Here is an 18,234-nt window from a genome sequence, read left to right as displayed (position 1 = left end):
TCATTGGGTCGACGCGGTGTCGTCATCCTTGAGGATGGTCGCCCGGGGTGGGAAGCGCGTGTCCGGGCGCTTCACGTATTCCTCGGCCTCGGCTTCGGTCAGCACCCAGATCTGGTTGATCTGGCCGCTCTGGCCAGTCTTCAGCGCGACGAACTTGTCCTTCAGCTGCGGCATCAGGCCGTTGACGATGAACAGGTTGTTCTCGGTGCGTATCCGCACCGAGACGGCCACCGGGTAGCTCACGGTCTTTTCGTACAGCCCCAGGCTGACCACCTGCTTGAGCAGGTTGGGCTTGGGCCGCTTGAGGGTGATGACCGGGAAGCTGGCGCTGTCCACCACGCCCACCAGCATGCCCGAGGGCAGCTCGCGGCCGGCCTCGGCGCTGCCGGCGCCGAGCAGCATGCCCAGGGCCAGCAGCAGTGCGCCCAGGGGGCGCCAGCGGTTGCCCCGCGACGGAGTGGAGGAGTGCCGGTAAGCGACAGCGTTCATGGAGTGTCCCGCCCTAGGTGTTTTCTCGGAATGTGGGTGTCGGGCCCGTGGCCCTCGGCGAGCCTAGCGCGTCCGTGTGACATCTGTCCGCCCATTGCTTCACGGCTGCGGCCCCTGGAGGATCAGGCGGCCGGCGTCGCGCGGATCGACCGTGGTCACCGAACCGGCCTTGGCGAGTATGCCCGGCACCCGCTCGCGGTACAGCCGCAACAGCAGGCCCGGGTCCTGGCTGGCGGCCAGGCTGGCGATGGTGGCGGTGTCGGCATGGGCCTTGGCCAGGCGCTCGCCGGCCTGGGCGCGGGCCACCTGCTGGGTGCGGTCGGCGGCCTGGGTGGCGGCCTGGGTCTGCCGCGCGGCGTCGTTCTGCGCGCTGGCGACGTTCTGCTCGGCCAGTTGGCTGGCGGTGAGCACGGCGTTGAAGGCGCTCACCGCCTCGCGCGGCAGCGAGGACTGCACGTCCACCCGCTCGATCTCGATGCCCAGCCCGCTGCCGGCGGCAGCCAGTGCCGCCAGGCTCTGGTTGACGCCCTGCTGCAGGTCGCCGCGCAGGCGCTCGCGGCGCTCGGCCACGGCGCTGTCGCTGCCGACCAGTTCGGGGCGGGCGACCAGGATGGTGTCCAGGTCGCGGGCCGCGCACACGGCCACAGCATTGCGCGCCACCAGGCGGTCCAGCGCCGGCAGCACGTGCTCGCCCTGGAGCACGTAGGCGTAGGGGTCGACCACCTTGTAGAACATCCGCACGTCCAGCTGCACGACGCCGGCGTCGCCGGTCAGCAGGTAGCCGGAGCCGGCCGTGGCGTCGTTGACCAGGCTGACGTCGAGGTCGGCCTTCTGCGCCTGGGCCGAGCGCAGCAGGGTTTCCACCCGGCGCTCGATGACCCGCTCGGCGGCCGGCAGCAGCACCACCTGCTCGAAGGGCCGCGGCCAGGCCAGCAGCAGGCCGGGGTTGGCGATGCGCTGCAGGGCGCCCATGCGCAGCACCACGGCGCGGCTGTCCGGGCCGACCTCGCGGACGTTGGACAGCGCCCAGCCGAGCGCCGCCAGCAGCGTCACGCCATAGAGTGCGACGAACGCCAGGCGCCCGGCCTGCAGCCAGGGGCTGCCGCCCTCCCCGCGCTCAGTCATGCTGCGCACCCGGCTTCGGCGCCGGCAGTTGCGGCGGGCCGTCCACCAGCACGCGGAAAGGCGCGGCGTCGGTGCGCAGGACCAGGCGGGTGCCGGAGTTGACGATGGTGCCCAGGGTGTCCAGCGAGCGCAGCAGGTTGTACAGCTCGGGCGAGCCGGCGTAGGCCTTGGCGTAGATCTGCGCCGCCTCGACGCGGGACTGCGCCTCGATGTCGGCGGCCTTGACCGTGGCGTCGGCCTGCAGGATGCGCGCGTCGCGCTCGGCGGCGGAGCGGATCTCGGCGGCCTTGCGCTTGCCCTCGGCGGTGCGCTCGGTGGCGATGGTCTCGCGTTCGGCGCGCATGCGGTCGACGGTGGCGCCGAGGGTCACCGAGGGCAGCGTCAGGCGCTCGATGCCCACCTGCAGCACGCGCACGCCGTAGGTGTCGCGCAGGGTCTTGTCGATCTGCCCGCGCAGGCGCTGCTCGAAGTCGGCGATGCGCACCTTGCCGCCGTCGGTGTTCACCAGGTCGGCCAGGTCGAAGCCGCTGGCGGTGGTTTCCAGGGCCGAGCCGACGAAGGTGCGGATCTGCCGCGCCGCCTCGTCCGGCTGGTTCTGCACGGCGCGCATGAAGCGCTGCACGTCGTCCGAATCGGGCTGCACCTGCCAGGCCACGTAGGCCTGGACGATGATGCGCAGGCCGTCGCGGGTGCCGACGTCCTGCAGGCCGCTGGAGGTGGTGCGCAGGCGCAGGTCCACCGGGATGGCCGCCTCGAAGGGCACCGGCAGGCGCCAGGCCAGGCCCGGCTGCAGCAGCACCCGCACCGGGTTGCCGAAGCGGGTGACCACGGTCGCCTCGCCGGAGCGCACCTGCACCAGGCAGGCGCTGGCGGCGGCGAACAGCACCAGCAGCGCGGCCAGGGCCATGCGCCGCCAGGGCATGGGTCCGCCGCCGGCGTGCTCATGGTCGTGATGAGGGTGGCCGTGCTCGTGGTCGTGGTGCGCGTGGTCGTGGCTGTGCGACGAACTCAAGGGGCGAGCTCCTGTTTGGCCGGCTTGCGCGCCGGGTCGAAGGGCGCGGCGAGGAAGCCGCGCAGGTCGAGGGTCGGCGCATCGCCGGCGCCCAGTCGGTGGTCGATGACCAGAGCGCTGGCACTGCCCAGGCCCTGGCCCAGGCGGGCGAAATACTGTTCCAGCAGGAACGACTGACCGGCGTCCTGCCAGGCCTTGCGCTCGGCGCCGAAGCGCAGGTCGGCGGCCCGGGCCGCGGCCAGCGTCTCGCGGGCGTCGGCGTTGGCCTTGTCCACCGCCTGGCTGGCGGCCAGGCGGGCCTCGTTGCTCTGTTCGGCGGCCTTGCCGCGCTCGCGGGAGATCAATGCCTGGGCGGTGATCTGTGCCGCCTGCACGCCGTGGTAGGCATTCGCCGCACCGGCCGGCGGGTGGATGGCCTCGACCACGGTGGCGAGGATTTCCACGCCGCTGTGCAGGTCGTCGAGGTCGGCCTGCACGGCCTTGCCGATGTCCTGCGCCAGGGCCTCGCGCTGGCCGCCGAGGACGCTGTCCAGGGTGCGCGAGGCGAAGTCGTGGACCAGCACGCGGCTGGCCGTGCTGCGGATCAGCGCCGGTACGTCGGCGCTGTTGTAGGTGGCGGCCAGGGCCGCGGCATCGCTCAGGCCGATGCGGTAGACGAAGCGCACGTCCATGTTGACCACCTGGAAGCTCTGCTTGCCGTCGGCGGCGCTGGCGATCACCTGGGATTTCTCGCTGCGGTGGGAAGCGTCCCACAAGCGGTTGGCGCTGTCCGGCGCGGGGCCCTCGGCCGGGCCCGGCGGGTCGGCGACGGCGGAATCGCCGGAGGTGGCCAGCTCGTGGATGACACCGTTCTCCACCGCGATCACCCGCCCGAACGGCCAGGGCAACCCGGAATGCAGGCCCGGCTGCAGCACCGCCTCGGGCTTGCCGAAGCGCTCGTAGACGCCGCGGCCGTCCAGGGGCACCTCGTGGATGCCGCTGAGCAGCCAGCCCACCAGCGCCACCAGCGCGGCCACCGGCAGGAAGGCGCGGCGCATGAAGGCGAACGCCCAGACCTGGCGCAGGTCGATGCCGAAGCGCTGCTGCAATTCGTCCTGCAGGAACTGCAGCGGCCGCGGCGGCCAGCGCAGTTGCCCGGCCACCAGGCTACGGGCGACCAGACGCGGCTCCTCGCGCCCGCGCTGCGGCAGGAAGGCGGAAAACACCGCGCGCGCCAGCAGCTCCACGGCCACCGCGGCGGGCAGCAGGCCGAGCAATACCAGCAGGCGCACCGGCCAGAGATTGTCGGCGCTGGCGAACAGCAGGCCGGGCAGCGACAGCAGCTGCACGGCGATGACCAGCCGCAGCAGCGGCGCCAGGGCGGCGGCCTCCGGCCACTGGGCCGCGGTGCTGGCAGCAAGGTGGCGCTCCAGCACCAACAGGCCGAAGGCGCCCAGCAACAGCAGGCCGGCGCCGACATAGGCCGCCTGGCCGAGGTCGGCCCCCGGCAGCGCCAGGCTCCAGCCAGCGCGGACCACCAGCAGCGCGGCGACGGCGAGCCCCGCCAGCCAGAGCGCGCCGGGACCGACGCGCAGCAACAACCCGCGGATGCCACGGCCGATGCTGTCGAGGAAGCGGTCATAGGCGCTCAGCGCCTCGGGCGGCAGCGCCTCCTGCGCCGCCTCGCGCCCGCCGAACCAGCGCAGCCCCGGCTCCTGCCCCAGCGCCCGCGCCCGCCAGGCGTCCACACGCCAGGCCGACTGCGCCGCCGCGGCCAGCAGCAGCAAGGCCGCGGCGTTGTTGCACAGCAATGGCAGCCAGGGCGAACGGGCAGCGAACAGGCCGATGAGGATCGCCAGGAGGAACAGCAGCCCAGCCAGCACGGCGCAGCCCAGGGCCAGGGCGAACAGGCGCCGGGCATGCACCGCGGCCTGCTGGAAGCGCGGCAGCGCCTGCAGGTCCTCACCCGCGGTGTCCAGGTCGACTCGCATCACAACTCCAGAGGCGGCCATGGGGCCAGCCGGTACATCGGCGCGCAGGGAAACAAAATGTAACCTTATAACAGTCGGGGTGAAATTCTCGTCGAGACTCGGCGCAAAGAAAAGCCCCGTCCGCGATTTGCCGCGCGGCCCCGCAGCGTTCTATCTTGGCGAACCGTTCAAGTACCGCCGAGGTCCCCGATGAGCTCCCTGCGCGAATCCCTCGCCCGCTTCCCCCGCCTCGACCTGGTCGGCGCCCCCACTCCACTGGACAAGCTGGAGCGGCTGTCGGCGCGGCTGGGCCGGGAGATCTTCGTCAAGCGCGACGACCTCACCCCGCTGGCCATGGGCGGCAACAAGGTGCGCAAGCTGGAGTTCCTAGCCGCCGATGCGCTGGCCGCCGGCGCCGACGTGCTGGTCACCGCCGGCGCCATCCAGTCCAACCACGTGCGCCAGACCACGGCGCTGGCCGCGCGCCTGGGCCTGGGCTGCCTGGCCCTGCTGGAAAACCCCATCGGCACCGCCGACGCCAATTACCTGGGCAACGGCAACCGCCTGCTGCTCGACCTGTTCGGCGCCCAGGTGGAAGCGGTCGCCAACCTCGACGACGCCGACGCCCTGCTGGAGCAGGCCTGCGAGCGCCTGCGCGCCCAGGGGCGCAAGCCCTACCTGGTGCCCATCGGCGGTTCCAATGCCCTCGGCGCCCTGGGCTATGTGCGCGCCGGCCTGGAACTGGCCGAGCAGGTGCGCGCCAGCGGCCGCCACTTCGCCGCCGTGGTGCTCGCCTCCGGCAGCGCCGGCACCCACGCCGGGATGGCCCTGGCGCTGGCCGAGGCACTGCCGGAAACCCCGGTGATCGGCGTCACCGTCTCGCGCCCCGACGCCGCCCAGCGGCCCAAGGTGGAAGGCCTGGCGCAACGCACCGCGGACCTGCTCGGGCGGCCGCTGGCGGCGCATTGCGCCGTGCACCTGTGGGACGCCTACTTCGGCCCGCGCTATGGCGAGCCCAACGCCGGCACCCTGGACGCGCTGCGCCTGCTCGCCGCGACCGAGGGCCTGCTGCTCGACCCCGTCTACACCGGCAAGGCCATGGCCGGCCTGCTCGACGGCGTGGCCAAGGGCCGCTTCGCCGACGGCCCGCTGCTGTTCCTGCATACCGGCGGCGCCCCGGCGCTGTTCGCCTACCCGGCGTTCCTGTGAATTCACACGGGTTATATGAATAAGAAATTTTATTATTTTATTGCATAACCATTGACCCCCTATAGTCCCGCGGCCTACTAACCTGCTTGAAACACCAAGAACGAGGGCAACCATGAACTTCTCCATCCTGCGACGCGGTTTCATCTTCGCCGGCCTGACCCTGGCCCTCGGCGTCAGCTTCCTCGGCCAGCAGGCCTCGGCCGACGAGGACCTGCTCAAACAGATCCAGGCCAACGGCGCGATCAAGGTCGGCCTGGAAGGCACCTACCCGCCCTTCAGCTTCGTCGACGAGAGCGGCAAGCTGTCCGGCTTCGAGGTGGACTTCGCCGAGCTGCTGGCCAAGGAGCTGGGGGTGAAGGCCAAGTTCCAGCCGACCAAGTGGGATGGCATCCTCGCCGCCCTCGAATCCAAGCGCCTGGACGTGGTGATCAACCAGGTGACCATCTCCGAGGAGCGCAAGAAGAAGTACGACTTCTCCGAGCCCTACACCGTCTCGGGCATCCAGGCCTTGGTGCGCAAGGGCGACGAAAGCAAATACGACAAGCCCGAGAAGCTCGCCGGGGTGAAGGTCGGCGTGGGCCTGGGCACCAACTACGAGCAGTGGCTGAAGCAGAACGTGCCGCAGGCCGACGTGCGCACCTACGAGGACGACCCGACCAAGTTCCAGGACCTGCGCAGCGGGCGCATCGACGTGATCCTGGTGGACCGCCTGGCAGCCTTCGACATGGTCAACAAGACCAAGGGCGCCATGGCCCTGACCGGCGCGCCCTTCGCCCGCCAGGAAGCCGGCATCGCCCTGCGCAAGGGCAACCCCGAGCTGCTCGGCGCGCTGAACAAGGCCATCGAGAAGTTCAAGGCCGACGGTTCGCTGAAGCAACTCTCGGAGAAGTGGTTCCAGGCTGACGTGACCCAATGATCGACGAAAGCCTGCAGCTTGCGCTGGATTCCGCGCCCTTCCTGCTCAAGGGCGCGGTCTTCACGGTAGTCCTCAGCGTAGGCGGCATGTTCTTCGGGCTGCTGCTGGGGTTTCTCCTCGCCCTGGCGCGCCTGTACGGCCACGCAGTGTTCAGCTGGCTCGCGCGCATCTACGTGTCCTTCTTCCGCGGCACGCCGCTGCTGGTGCAGTTGTTCATGATCTACTACGGCCTGCCGCAGCTGGGCCTGGAGCTGGACCCGCTGCCGGCGGCGCTGATCGGCTTCTCGCTGAACATGGCCGCCTACGTCTGCGAGATCCTCCGCGCGGCCATCGGCTCCATCGACCGCGGCCAGTGGGAGGCGGCCTCCAGCATCGGCATGACCCGCGCCCAGACGCTGCGCCGGGTGGTGCTGCCGCAGGCCGCGCGCACCGCCCTGCCGCCGCTGGGCAACAGCTTCATCTCGCTGGTCAAGGACACCGCCCTGGCTGCCACCATCCAGGTGCCGGAGCTGTTCCGCCAGGCACAGCTGATCACCGCGCGGACCTTCGAGGTGTTCACCATGTACCTCACCGCGGCGCTCATCTACTGGGTGCTCGCCAGCGTCCTGGCGCACCTGCAGAACCGCCTGGAAGCGCGGGTCAACCGCCATGACCAGGAGCACGAGGCATGATCGAGGTACGCAAGCTCACCAAGCGGTTCCGCGGCCAGGAGGTGCTCAAGGGCATCGACCTCTCGGTCGCGGCCGGCGAGGTGGTGGCGATCATCGGCCCCAGCGGCTCGGGCAAGACCACCCTGCTGCGCTGCCTCAACCTGCTGGAGATCCCCAACGGCGGGACCATCCGTGTCGGCGACATCGAGATCGACGCCTCGCGCCCGCTCAAGCCGCAGCAGGGGCTGATCCGCAAGCTGCGCCAGCACGTCGGCTTCGTGTTCCAGAACTTCAACCTGTTCCCCCACCGCACCGCGCTGGAGAACGTCATCGAAGGCCCCGTGATCGTCAAGAAGGAGCCCCGCGAGAGCGCCGTGCAGCGCGCCCGCCAGCTGCTGGCCAAGGTCGGCCTGGCCGGCAAGGAGGATGCCTATCCCAAGCGCCTCTCCGGTGGCCAGCAGCAACGCGTGGCCATCGCCCGGGCCCTGGCCATGCAGCCGGACGTGATCCTCTTCGACGAACCCACCTCGGCGCTGGACCCGGAACTGGTGGGCGAAGTGCTGGCGACCATCCGCGGCCTGGCCCAGGAAAAGCGCACCATGGTCATCGTCACCCACGAGATGAGCTTCGCCCGCGACGTCGCCAACCGGGCGATCTTCATCGACAAGGGGGTGATCGTCGAACAGGGCGACGCCAAGACGCTGTTCGCCCATCCCCGCGAGGAACGCACCCGGCAATTCCTCAGCAAGTTCCTCAACCCCGAGCAGGGTCGCTCCGAATAGATCATATTATTCGATACCAAAGCTCGGATATTTGCGCTTTTTTATCGACTTGATCGGGATCAACATAGCCTCCATGAACCGCGCAGGCCGGCCACTCCGTCGGCCTTGCGCCCCAAGAGGACTGATCCCATGATCGAACGCAGACCCTTCGACCAGCTCGGCGGCGCTCACCACGGCTGGCTCAACGCCAAGCACCACTTCTCCTTCGCCGAGTACTACGACCCCGAGCGCATGAGCTGGGGCAACCTGCGCGTCTGGAACGACGACGAGATCGACCCGGGCACCGGCTTCCCGCCGCACCCGCACCACGAGATGGAAATCATCACCTACGTGCGCCAGGGTGCGATCACCCACCAGGACAGCCTAGGCAACAAGGGCCGCACCGAAGCGGGCGACGTGCAGGTGATGAGCGCCGGCAGTGGCATCGTCCACTCCGAGTACAACCTGGAAAAGGACGTGACCAGGATCTTCCAGATCTGGATCCTGCCGACGCAACGCGGCGGCACGCCGTCCTGGGGCGCCAAGCCGTTCCCCAAAGGCGACCGCGCCGGCCGCTTCGTGACCCTCGCCAGCGGCTTTGAGAGCGACGAGGACGCCCTGCGCATCCGCGCCGACGGCCGCCTGGTGGCCGCCACCCTGAAGGCCGGGCAAAGCGCCGAGTACCCCCTGGGCGCCGACCGCCGCGCCTACCTGGTGCCGGCGACCGGCAAGGTGGAAGTCAACGGCGTGCCCCTCGCCGCCCGCGACGGCGCTGCCATCGCCGAGGAAGCGATGGTGAAGGTGACGGCGCTGGAGGACAGCGAGGTGATTCTGGTGGATGTTGCCTGACGGTCATGGCGAAACGAAAAAGGGCACGCGTCTACGTGCCCTTTTCTTCTCGGCGCATCTAGTGTTCGCCGCCTGGATTCTCCACAGCAGGGCAGGTACCGGGTAACAGATATATCTTCGCTCCGCCCATCACACCTGGTACCTGAACCTCCCGGTAATGCTGCTCAATGTACTCCAGCAACAGCCCGTAAGTGTTCTTCAACTTCAGACGCTCCAGACCATCCACGGTCGCCTCGGGTGCAAGGAGGATAAGCCTAGTTCGAGCGATGGCCGCAATATGCCTACGCTGGAACTCCACCGACCGGGGGTACAAGTAGTACATTTCCCAGAAAGGGGCCCGAACTCCGAGGAAAGCATAGATTCCTGGAAAGTGCGGGGCAGCCATGAACTCGTCTGGTGCAATAGCACACTCTTCTACGACACCACGCAATGCGTTCAACATTTCTACCGTTGGCCGCTCAACCTCGAATTTCCGATTTCCGATAACTATCTGCGAAACATTATCTGCATTGGCCAAGCGCATCCGCAAGAACCTCACTCCCGGCTCACTGGGAAGCCAACAGGCTAGAACCAGAGCGACCGAGAAGGCAAACAGGCATCGTGCGGCAACTCTGGATCTGGCGAAACCGTCGCAGTAGTACGCCAGAGACACGAGCGCGAGAATAAACGGCAAGGTGGCCTGCGCAATGTGACCGAAATCCGCCCGATCAAAGCCCTGCTGCAAATAAGGCAGTCCAGCGATACAAGCAGCCCCTAATAGCAGAATTACGGGTTTTCTCTCCCTCTGCTCACGTCTTTCTCGCCAGAGAAACAGAATGAATCCGCCGACATAGATCAGCGGTATCAACACGCAAGCAATACCAACTGCAACGCTCTGCAGTCCGTTTATGCCAAACTCTGCAGGAAAACCGACGCGCCATAGGAAGGGAATAGGCAATGGCAATTGCCAGTTCGCAGTGAAAAGCACTGAATCGACGAAGGCCCCGCGGAAATCAGCATTGAGCAATATCAGGAACAGCAGCGGCGAATAGCCAATGATGACACCTGCGCCAAAGAACACAGAGGTTCTCGGGAGCAGTTGCCACCTCTTCGTAATGAACAGATAACCTCCGCAAAGGAGGGCTGTAAAAACATAGAAAACACCATGATTCCGGCCAAAGATTGCAGCTATTCCCGTAATGAAGCCGAACCCCAACCAGCGTCGTACAGAATCCGGCCTGGATAGAATCCAGAACACCAGACCACAGAGCATGAGCGATAGGGATTGCTCGAACACCTTATGGCGCGGATACCCGAGACCGATGGTCAGCAAGGCGGCACAACCGAGGCGCCACGCGAACGGTAACCCTGCACGGCACATCGCAAACCAGACGACCGCCAGCCCCATGGTGCCGAACGCAGCACAGGCCAGCAGCATGGAGAGCAACCCGGAGTCTCCCAGAAGGTGGAAAAACAGGCCGTTCCAATAGTAACGGCCGGGGTCGTAGCTGAAGAAGTCCAGTATTGGTAGCTCTCCCAGCGCGGTTCGTTGCGAGGCATACCAGAGCAATCCCTCATCGGCCCAACTGAAGCCATATCGCCATTGCAGCAAGAAAGCCAAGCCGCAGGTCAAGGCTGAACCAAGCAAGGCCTCGACTACCGCACCTCTGATCCTGGAGGCTTCAGGTAAGTCATGGGTCATCTTGTCGATCCTTGGATTGGGAATGAGAGAGCCTGAACCCCCAGAGTCGGCTCAAAGTGTAGGTGATCAGTGGAATCACCAAGGCTGCGAAAACTACAGAAGAGGCGACAGGGAGAAGCTGTGAGCGCAACAAATACGCCAGGACAAGGTTGTTAATCAGGAACGCACTGAACGCTATCAAGAAAAAACGCAGCATTGCTCGGCGCTGGCTTCCTGGACGTCGAAACGTCCAGTAGTAGTTGCCAACAAACGACAATCCGAACGCACTGAGGAATGCCACCAGGTTGGCCAGCATAGCCGGCTGAGCGGCCTGGGTGATGAGTCCCCAGGCAACGAGCATATGAATGAGTGTCGCCAGACTGCCAACGACTGCGAATCGAAAGACTCTTAGGCATTCTTGGAGCAGCCAGGATCCGTTCATGAAGAAGGCCCTGTCACTCATTGAGTCTCAGCCAGACAGAACACCGATAGCCCGGCCAACCGATTATGGTGCATCCAGAAAGTCTCCACCTGGCAGATGCTTCTCAATGTGGCATTGACCAGCGGTGAGTGACGAGTCAACTGCGAACGTGGAGACTGAGAACCGCGGCGGACTCGCTCCAACAGACGCAATACCGCTGCCAACGGGAAGACAGAACCAAAAAAGTAGTTCGATTTTTTGATTTTAAGCCCTGCTTTGCGCAAAGTATCTTCCAGTTGACTCAGGGTATATCGACGTCGATGCTCCAAGAATTCGTCATGGCCACTCCAGAGAAACTGGAAAGCCGGAACCGTCACCAGAAAACGAGTGCCCGCCGGTACCTTGTCCCTATACAGAGCCAGTAGCCCGACATCATCGTCGACATGTTCGATCACATCCATCAGCAAAACCAGACTGGCATCCACATGATCTATAGCCTTGCGTAGATGCAGGCACTTGTCCGAAATCATTTCATCCTTTTCGGCAGTGTAACTGGTATCCACACACCATGCTTCACGGGCAGTTGTATGCGTCAATAAATAGCGTGAAAAAAAAGCAGAACCGGAACCTACATCGAGAATGCTGGGACCTATATCCCTCCCAACGATGGAGGATAATGCTTTCGCCTTGGAGCTGTAGTACCAGTGCCCTTCGACAGCAGCGCCAAGAATTTCGGACTCCTTCAGATCCATCAGTCATCCTTAGGTTCATAAATTTTGCGCACCAGATAGATGGGGCGTCTCTTGGTTTCCAGGTAAGTCCTCCCCAAATACTCCCCCAGTACCCCTATACCTACTAGCTGCAACCCTCCCAGAAACGTCACTGCAACCATCAGCGACGCGTAACCAGGTACATCAACCCCATGGATAATCACTTTCAGAGCGATGAACACGGCGAACAAGAACGACACCAAAGAAACGAAAGCGCCTAGATAGGTCCAAATGCGCAGTGGTTCAGTACTAAAACTGGTAATGCCTTCTAGAGCGAAGTTCCACAACCGCCAGCCATTGAATTTGCTTTTCCCGGCAATACGTTGCGGCCGTGAGTAATGGACTTGTGCAGTTCTGAAGCCTACCCATGCGAACAGACCCTTCATGAATCTGCGCGACTCAGGGAGCTTGTTCAGCGCATCGACCACACAACGGTCAATCAGCCGGAAGTCGCCAGCGTTCTCCGGTAGCTTCAAATCGGAGATCCGATTGTACAGTCGGTAGAACCAATTGGCCGAGGCCCTTTTCGGCCATGAGTCAGTATCCCTATCGACACGACAGCCAAGCACGACGTCAAAACCTTCCCGCCATTTCTCAATCATTGTCAGAATCAATGCCGGCGGATCCTGCAAATCCACATCGATAGGCACTACCACTCGCCCAGTGGCAACCTGTAACCCCGCAGTCAATGCCGCTTCCTTGCCGAAGTTCCTGCTCAAATCGACCACTCTCAACCTTGGATCTCGACGCTGTGCTTCTAACACTTCAGCAAGGGTTTCATCGGTGCTGCCATCATTGACGAAAATGACTTCCAGATGAATTTCGGAGCTCTCCGCAAATACTCGGCTCAACTCATCAATGAACAAACCTATTGTCGTCGCCTCGTTGAAAACCGGCACCACGAGTGACAAGGCCAATGGAACTTCCGAGCGAGGATCGGCAGTCAATTCATCACCATCCGTTTTCGTTTGGATTTTTCGCAATGGCCAATGGACCAGAAGCAGAGACAAGCCACAGCAGCACTTGAACTTCAAGGCCTTCGTAAAGGCAGGGGACTAAGTCGGTGCAGAAAACCACACCGACTCGATAGGAGCAAGGTTATCAAAGGAAACTGGTGGACCGAAGGAGGATCGAACTCCCGACCTCCGCATTGCGAACGCGGCGCTCTCCCAGCTGAGCTATCGGCCCGATAGGGTAGGAATCTAACCCAGGCATTACCTGCAGGCAACGATGGCACTGTCGGAAAAATAGACACCCCCTCAGCACCCATTCAACGCTTGCGACACAGCCCCATGCCATCGCCCAGCGGTAACAGCGAATAGTCCACCCGCGTGTCGCTTTTCAGCGCCAGGTTCAGTTGCTGGATGGCTCGGGTGTCGGCGCTTTGCGGGTTGGCTTCGAGCACCCGGCCGCTCCACAGCACGTTGTCGAAGATCGCCAGGCCGCCCTGGCGCAGCAGCGTCAGGGCGTGCTCCAGGTAGCGCGGGTAGTTGGCCTTGTCGGCGTCGATGAAGGCGATGTCGAAGCTGCCCGCCTGCCCTTCCCTTTCCAGGTCGGCCAGGGTGTCCAGTGCCGGGCCCAGGCGCAGTTGGATGCGGCTTTCGACGCCGGCGTCGCGCCAGTACGACTGCGCCGTGGCGTTGTAGTCGCCGGGCAGGTCGCAGCAGAGGATGTGGCCGTCTTCCGGCAGGGCCTCGGCCATGCACAGGGCGCTGTAGCCGGTGAAGGTACCCACTTCGAGGATGCGCCGGGCGCCGGTCAGCTTCACCAGCAGGGCGAGGAACTGGCCCTGCTCGGGGGCGATCTGCCAGCGTGCCGTGGGCAGGGCGGCGGTTTCCTCGCGCAGGCGCGCCTTCAGCGGCGTGTCGCGCAGGGAGGTGTCGAGCAGGTATTGGTAGAGCGCGTCGTCGAGGTTGAGCGTACGGGTGGTCATGGGCCCTCCTGAAGATCAGGGATGGAGGGCGAGGCTCTGTACCGCGAGGACGCGCTTGGCTTCCAGGAAGGCCCGCTGCCAGTAGGGGCTGTCGAGGCTGTCCAGGCGTACGGTCCCGCCCGTTCTGGGCGCATGCACGAAGCGCCCCTCGCCGACATAGATACCCGCATGGCTGACGTTGCGTCCACCGTTGGTGGCGAAGAACACCAGGTCGCCGCTCTGCAGGCCCTCGCGGCCGACCACGGGGGCACGCATGCCGATCATCTCGCGGGTGGAGCGCGGCAGCTGCAGGCCGGTGGCGTCGCGGTAGACGTAGCCGATCAGGCCACTGCAGTCGAAACCGCCGTCAGGGGTATTGCCGCCCCAGCGATAGGGCGTACCCACCAGGCCGATGGCGCGTATCAGCACGTCGTCCGCGGCCTGGGAATCGCTGCCGAAGTTGTTCGAGGGGGCGTAGACCACCGGCGGTGGCGCAGGCGGCGTATGGCTGGCACAGGCCGCCAACAGGGAGACCAGTGCGAGAGAGAGGATACGAAGGGAGGTATGCATGTGATGGCATCCCCGATTCAGGAATGCCATCACTTTGCACCGTCAAACGGTTAAGCGCAATACTTAAAGTAAAACTTTAAGATTAGCGCGTTACCGTCTGCTGCGCCTGGTAACCCGGCTCCAGGACGCGTTTGGCTTCCATGTAGCTCAGGCGCCAGTAGCTGTCGTCCAGGTTGTCCACCCGTACACCACCGCCGCGGCGGCTGGCGGAGTGGATGAACTGGCCATCGCCGATGTAGATGCCGGCGTGGCTCACGCGCCCGCGACCACGGTTGTTGAAGAAGATCAGGTCGCCCGGTTGCAGGTCTTCCTTGGAGACCAGCGGGACGTCCATGGTGATCATCTCGCGCGTGGAACGCGGAAGCTTGATTCCAGCCTCTTCGCGGAACAGATAGCCGACGAAGCCGCTGCAATCGAAACCGGTTTTCTCCGAACGGCCCCCGAAGCGATACGGCGTGCCGATCAGTTCGAATGCGCGATCCAGAATGCTGGAAACCCGCCCTGACGGGTTCCCGTTATCATTTCCTGCCCCCTCGTCTTCTACATCCGCCAGCGTTGCCTGATGGTGGTCAATCTGAGCCCAGCTGCGGGTGGCCTGCTCTACGGCAACCTGCTGTTGACCCGGCTGGGACTCCGGCGAATGGCTGGCGCAAGCGGCCAGCAACAAGACGAAACTCATGGGCACGAGGGGTGCGAAGCGTCTAAGCATGGGCACGACCGTGTCTCATTAGTTCCATTAGCGCGCTAATGTGCCCGCTCGATCGAGGCGATGCAAGTTTTTTATCGCGAAATGTGACCTATCAGTTGCGGCAGAATGTCTAAGGCTCGACCGACAATTCTCGCATCGACCCTCGCGCTGAGGTCGGTCAGCCCCGGATTCACCTCGGCGACGAATCCACCGGCGGCGCGGGTGCGCAGCACCGGCTCGACGATGTAGGGGAAGCTCGCCGTGGTCCCCACCAGCAGCACCACCTCGAAGCCCTTGCGCAGTTCGCCGTAGAGGCTGTCGATCGCCGCCTCCGGCAACATCTCCTCGAACAACACCACCGGTGGCCGCAGCACGCCGCCGCAGTCCGCGCAACGCGGCGGCAGCGGACGCTGCAGGTGCGCCTCCAGCTCATCGCTCTCGGCCCCGCACGACTGGCAGAACAACGGCCGCAGCTCGCCGTGGATCTCGATCAGCCGCTCCGGCGGCGAACCGGCGCGGCGATGGAAGCCGTCGATGTTCTGCGTCAGCACCCAGCCCCCCGGCTTGCGCCGCTGCAGTTCGGCGATGGCCTCGTGGCCGGCGTTGGGCGTGGCGGCGAGGCAGGCCCGGCCGAGCTGCGCCAGGTACTTCCAGCACAGCGCCGGGTCACGCCGCAGCATGGGCCCGGAGATGGCCGTCTCGATGGCGATGCCTTCCTCGGTCACGCCGTTGTACAGGCCGCCCAGGCCACGGTAGGTGGGCATGCCGGAATCCGCCGAGAGGCCGGCGCCGGTGATCACCAGGATGCGCTCGGCGCCCTGCAGGGCGTGGACGAGCGAGGCCATCGAAGCGTCCATGGGGGTGGTTCCTGTCAGGCTGGCGCGTCGCCAGCGGGTGGATGCTGCGCGGCGAGGCGTTGCAGACGCCCCAGCAGCGTCGTGCGCGGGATGCGCAGGCTGGCGGCCGCCTGTGAGAGGTTCCCGCGCGCCCGGCGCAAGGCCTCTTCTATCAGCTCGCGCTCGTGTTCCGCCAGCCTTTCGCGCAAGCCCATCGCCGGCGCCACGTCATCGGCCGCGACGCTGGCCGCCACGACCTCCGGCGCCTCATCGGCGAAGACCACCTCGTCGAGCACCGCGCCAGCCTGGCCATGCAGCAGCAGGCTGCGGCGGATCACGTTCTCCAGCTGGCGCACGTTGCCCGGCCAGGCGCAGGCCTGCAGGCGCGCCAGCGCCCTCGGCCCCAGGGCCGTCACCTGCGGGTTCAGGCTGCGCGCATCGCGGCGCACGAAGGCCCGGGCCAGCAGCTCGACGTCCGCGGGCCGTTCGCGCAGCGGCGGGATGCTCAGGCTACCGACCTCCAGCCGGTAGTAGAGGTCCTCGCGCAGGCGCCCCTCGGCGATTGCCTGGCGCGGCGCCTGGTTGCTCGCGGCGATCAGGCGCACGTCCGCCTGCATCGGCCGCAGGCCGCCCAGCGGCAGGTAGCTGCCGTCCTGCAGCACGCGCAGCAGCTTGCTCTGCAGGGCCATGGGCATGGAGTTGATCTCGTCGAGGAACAGCGAGCCGCCTTCGGCCAGGGCGAACATGCCCTTGCGGTTCTCGGCGCCGGTGAAAGCGCCGCGGGTAGTGCCGAACAGGGTGCTTTCCAGCAGCGTCTCGGGGATGGCCGCGCAGTTCAGGGCGATCATCGGGCCGCCGCGCCGCGGGCTCAGGGCATGGGCGCGGCGGGCGAAGAGTTCCTTGCCGGTGCCGGTCTCGCCATGGATCAGCAGCGGCAGGTCGGTCGCAGCGAAGATGTCCAGGCGCTGCAGTTGCCGCAGCAGGCCGGGCGTGACGCTGAGGATCGACGGGCAGTCCGGCTCGTCGCCCGCGGCGGCGCCCTCCGCCACCACCTCGCCCACCTCCATCGCCCCGAGCAACTGGCCATCGCGCCCCTGCAGCGGGATCGCCCGGTGCCGGTACTGCAGCAGTTCGCCGCCGGCGCCGACATAGGCCTGCAGCGTATCGATGGATGGCCGCCCCTGCGCCAGGCAGCGCAGCAGGGTGCTCTGCTCGGCCGGCAGCCAGGGCGCGCTCTGCAGCACGTGCATGCCCAGCGCCTGCCGGGGGTCGAGACCGTCGAGCAGGCCACTGGCCCGGTTGTAGTAGACGAAGCGCCCCTGGGTATCGACCACCGTGACCGGTTGCCGCAACCCGTCGAAGATCGGCGCCAGGCTGTCCACCAGCCAGCGCAGCGCGTCATTTCCCGCAGGAACCGTCGATTTGTCGACAACAGCCATGGCAGCCCAGCCTTTTATATCCGTCCGAATTTCGACAACTGTCCCAGTTTCGACGAAAGCGCGCGAGCCCGCACCGCTCCCGGTCAACGCCGGGCCAGTAAAACCGTCGCCGGCGCGCCGGCCCGCCTGGCGCATGCCTTGCAACGTGACGAGCATCCACCTGCAAGAGGAAACGCCATGTTCAAGCACATCATCGCCCGCACCCCGGCCAGCAGCCTGGTCGACGGCCTGACCTCCAGCCACCTCGGCAAGCCGGACTTCGCCAGGGCCCTGGAGCAGCACAACGCCTACATCCGCGCACTGCAGACCTGCGACCTGGACATCACCCTGCTGCCGCCGGACGAGCGCTTCCCCGACTCGGTGTTCGTCGAGGACCCGGTGCTCTGCACCTCGCGCTGCGCCATCATCACCCGCCCCGGCGCCGAGTCGCGGCGCGGCGAGACCGCGATCATCGAGCAGACCATCCAGCGCTTCTACCCGGGCAAGGTCGAGCGCATCGAGGCGCCCGGCACGGTCGAGGCCGGCGACATCATGATGGTCGGCGAGCACTTCTACATCGGCGAATCGGCGCGCACCAACGCCGAGGGCGCCCGGCAGATGATCGCCCTGCTCGAGAAGCACGGCTTCACCGGCTCGGTGGTGCGCCTGGAAAAGGTGCTGCACCTGAAGACCGGGCTGGCCTACCTGGAGCACGGCAACCTGCTGGCCGCCGGCGAGTTCATCAGCAAGCCGGAGTTCCAGCACCTGAACATCGTCGAGATCCCCGAGGAAGAGGCCTATGCGGCCAACTGCATCTGGGTCAACGAGCGGGTGATCATGCCCGCCGGCTACCCGCGGACGCGGCAGAAGATCGCCGACCTCGGCTACCGGGTGATCGAGGTCGACACCTCCGAGTACCGCAAGATCGACGGCGGCGTCAGCTGCATGTCCCTGCGCTTCTGATCGGCCGCCCTGCCGGCGGGCCCTGCGGCCCGTCGA

Annotated in this window: 19 protein-coding genes and 1 tRNA gene; 6 read left to right on the top strand and 14 right to left on the bottom strand. The window is 65.8% G+C overall.

Going from position 1 to position 18,234, the window contains the following annotated elements; genetic code table 11:
* From DK254_RS27165 to hflK, 4 genes are all read right to left on the bottom strand, one after another.
* Positions 1–489: a hypothetical protein gene (locus tag DK254_RS27165; RefSeq protein ID WP_256595967.1), complete on the bottom strand. Its 489-nt coding sequence runs from the start codon at positions 487–489 to the stop codon at positions 1–3.
* A 99-nt stretch (positions 490–588) separates the two neighbouring features.
* Positions 589–1,614, bottom strand: coding sequence for an SPFH domain-containing protein (locus DK254_RS27160; protein ID WP_109936319.1), 1,026 nt, complete (start codon positions 1,612–1,614; stop codon positions 589–591).
* The gene (gene hflC, locus DK254_RS27155; protein WP_109936318.1) at positions 1,607–2,626 is read right to left on the bottom strand and encodes a protease modulator HflC; all 1,020 of its coding nucleotides are present in this window, start codon (positions 2,624–2,626) and stop codon (positions 1,607–1,609) included. The genes DK254_RS27160 and hflC overlap by 8 nt, the downstream gene beginning before the upstream one ends.
* Positions 2,623–4,596, bottom strand: coding sequence for a protease modulator HflK (hflK, locus tag DK254_RS27150; protein WP_109936317.1), 1,974 nt, complete (start codon positions 4,594–4,596; stop codon positions 2,623–2,625). The genes hflC and hflK overlap by 4 nt, the downstream gene beginning before the upstream one ends.
* A gap of 189 nt (positions 4,597–4,785) precedes the next feature.
* On the opposite strand from hflK, the gene DK254_RS27145 reads away from it, so the two are divergent.
* From DK254_RS27145 to DK254_RS27125, 5 genes are all read left to right on the top strand, one after another.
* Positions 4,786–5,784, top strand: a complete 999-nt coding sequence (locus tag DK254_RS27145) for a D-cysteine desulfhydrase (protein ID WP_109936316.1) — start codon at positions 4,786–4,788, stop codon at positions 5,782–5,784.
* A 112-nt stretch (positions 5,785–5,896) separates the two neighbouring features.
* Positions 5,897–6,700, top strand: a complete 804-nt coding sequence (tcyJ, locus tag DK254_RS27140; RefSeq protein WP_109936315.1) for a cystine ABC transporter substrate-binding protein — start codon at positions 5,897–5,899, stop codon at positions 6,698–6,700.
* Positions 6,700–7,371, top strand: a complete 672-nt coding sequence (gene tcyL, locus DK254_RS27135) for a cystine ABC transporter permease (protein ID WP_177412132.1) — start codon at positions 6,700–6,702, stop codon at positions 7,369–7,371. Before tcyJ ends, tcyL begins: the two co-directional genes overlap by 1 nt.
* Positions 7,368–8,132, top strand: a complete 765-nt coding sequence (gene tcyN / locus DK254_RS27130; RefSeq protein WP_109936313.1) for an L-cystine ABC transporter ATP-binding protein TcyN — start codon at positions 7,368–7,370, stop codon at positions 8,130–8,132. The genes tcyL and tcyN overlap by 4 nt, the downstream gene beginning before the upstream one ends.
* A gap of 129 nt (positions 8,133–8,261) precedes the next feature.
* The gene (locus DK254_RS27125) at positions 8,262–8,960 is read left to right on the top strand and encodes a pirin family protein (RefSeq protein ID WP_109936312.1); all 699 of its coding nucleotides are present in this window, start codon (positions 8,262–8,264) and stop codon (positions 8,958–8,960) included.
* Between the two features lie 58 nt (positions 8,961–9,018).
* On the opposite strand, the gene DK254_RS27120 is transcribed toward DK254_RS27125, so the two are convergent.
* From DK254_RS27120 to DK254_RS27075, 10 genes are all read right to left on the bottom strand, one after another.
* Entirely contained in the window at positions 9,019–10,641 is a 1,623-nt protein-coding gene (locus DK254_RS27120; protein ID WP_109936311.1) for a hypothetical protein, read from the bottom strand.
* On the bottom strand, positions 10,631–11,062 hold the full coding sequence (locus tag DK254_RS27115) for a GtrA family protein (RefSeq protein ID WP_158546445.1): 432 nt from the start codon (positions 11,060–11,062) through the stop codon (positions 10,631–10,633). The genes DK254_RS27120 and DK254_RS27115 overlap by 11 nt, the downstream gene beginning before the upstream one ends.
* Before the next feature lie 17 nt (positions 11,063–11,079).
* On the bottom strand, positions 11,080–11,793 hold the full coding sequence (locus DK254_RS27110) for a methyltransferase domain-containing protein (protein ID WP_109936309.1): 714 nt from the start codon (positions 11,791–11,793) through the stop codon (positions 11,080–11,082).
* Positions 11,793–12,758, bottom strand: a complete 966-nt coding sequence (locus DK254_RS27105; protein WP_109936308.1) for a glycosyltransferase family 2 protein — start codon at positions 12,756–12,758, stop codon at positions 11,793–11,795. Before DK254_RS27105 ends, DK254_RS27110 begins: the two co-directional genes overlap by 1 nt.
* 165 nt (positions 12,759–12,923) lie before the next feature.
* A tRNA-Ala gene (locus tag DK254_RS27100) sits at positions 12,924–12,999 on the bottom strand.
* Positions 13,000–13,081: 82 nt separating this feature from the next.
* Complete coding sequence (locus DK254_RS27095) at positions 13,082–13,744, bottom strand: class I SAM-dependent methyltransferase (protein WP_109936307.1); 663 nt, start codon at positions 13,742–13,744, stop codon at positions 13,082–13,084.
* Positions 13,745–13,759: 15 nt separating this feature from the next.
* A complete protein-coding gene (locus DK254_RS27090) occupies positions 13,760–14,293 on the bottom strand; it encodes a C40 family peptidase (RefSeq protein WP_109936306.1) in 534 nt (177 codons plus the stop codon).
* An 82-nt stretch (positions 14,294–14,375) separates the two neighbouring features.
* A complete protein-coding gene (locus DK254_RS27085; RefSeq protein ID WP_089391873.1) occupies positions 14,376–15,008 on the bottom strand; it encodes a C40 family peptidase in 633 nt (210 codons plus the stop codon).
* Positions 15,009–15,073: 65 nt separating this feature from the next.
* Positions 15,074–15,838 carry an NAD-dependent protein deacylase gene (locus DK254_RS27080; RefSeq protein ID WP_109936305.1) on the bottom strand — a complete coding sequence of 255 codons (765 nt, stop codon included), beginning with the start codon at positions 15,836–15,838 and terminating at the stop codon, positions 15,074–15,076.
* Between the two features lie 14 nt (positions 15,839–15,852).
* Positions 15,853–17,256: a sigma-54-dependent Fis family transcriptional regulator gene (locus DK254_RS27075; RefSeq protein WP_109936304.1), complete on the bottom strand. Its 1,404-nt coding sequence runs from the start codon at positions 17,254–17,256 to the stop codon at positions 15,853–15,855.
* A gap of 177 nt (positions 17,257–17,433) precedes the next feature.
* On the opposite strand from DK254_RS27075, the gene ddaH reads away from it, so the two are divergent.
* Positions 17,434–18,198, top strand: coding sequence for a dimethylargininase (gene ddaH / locus DK254_RS27070; protein ID WP_109936303.1), 765 nt, complete (start codon positions 17,434–17,436; stop codon positions 18,196–18,198).
* Positions 18,199–18,234 lie beyond the last annotated feature (36 nt).

It is taken from the genome of Pseudomonas sp. RW407 (assembly GCF_003176655.1).
Classification (GTDB): Bacteria; Pseudomonadota; Gammaproteobacteria; order Pseudomonadales; family Pseudomonadaceae; genus Pseudomonas; species Pseudomonas delhiensis.
Note: the sequence above shows the minus strand (reverse complement) of the source record. Positions and strands in the feature narration are given on the sequence as shown.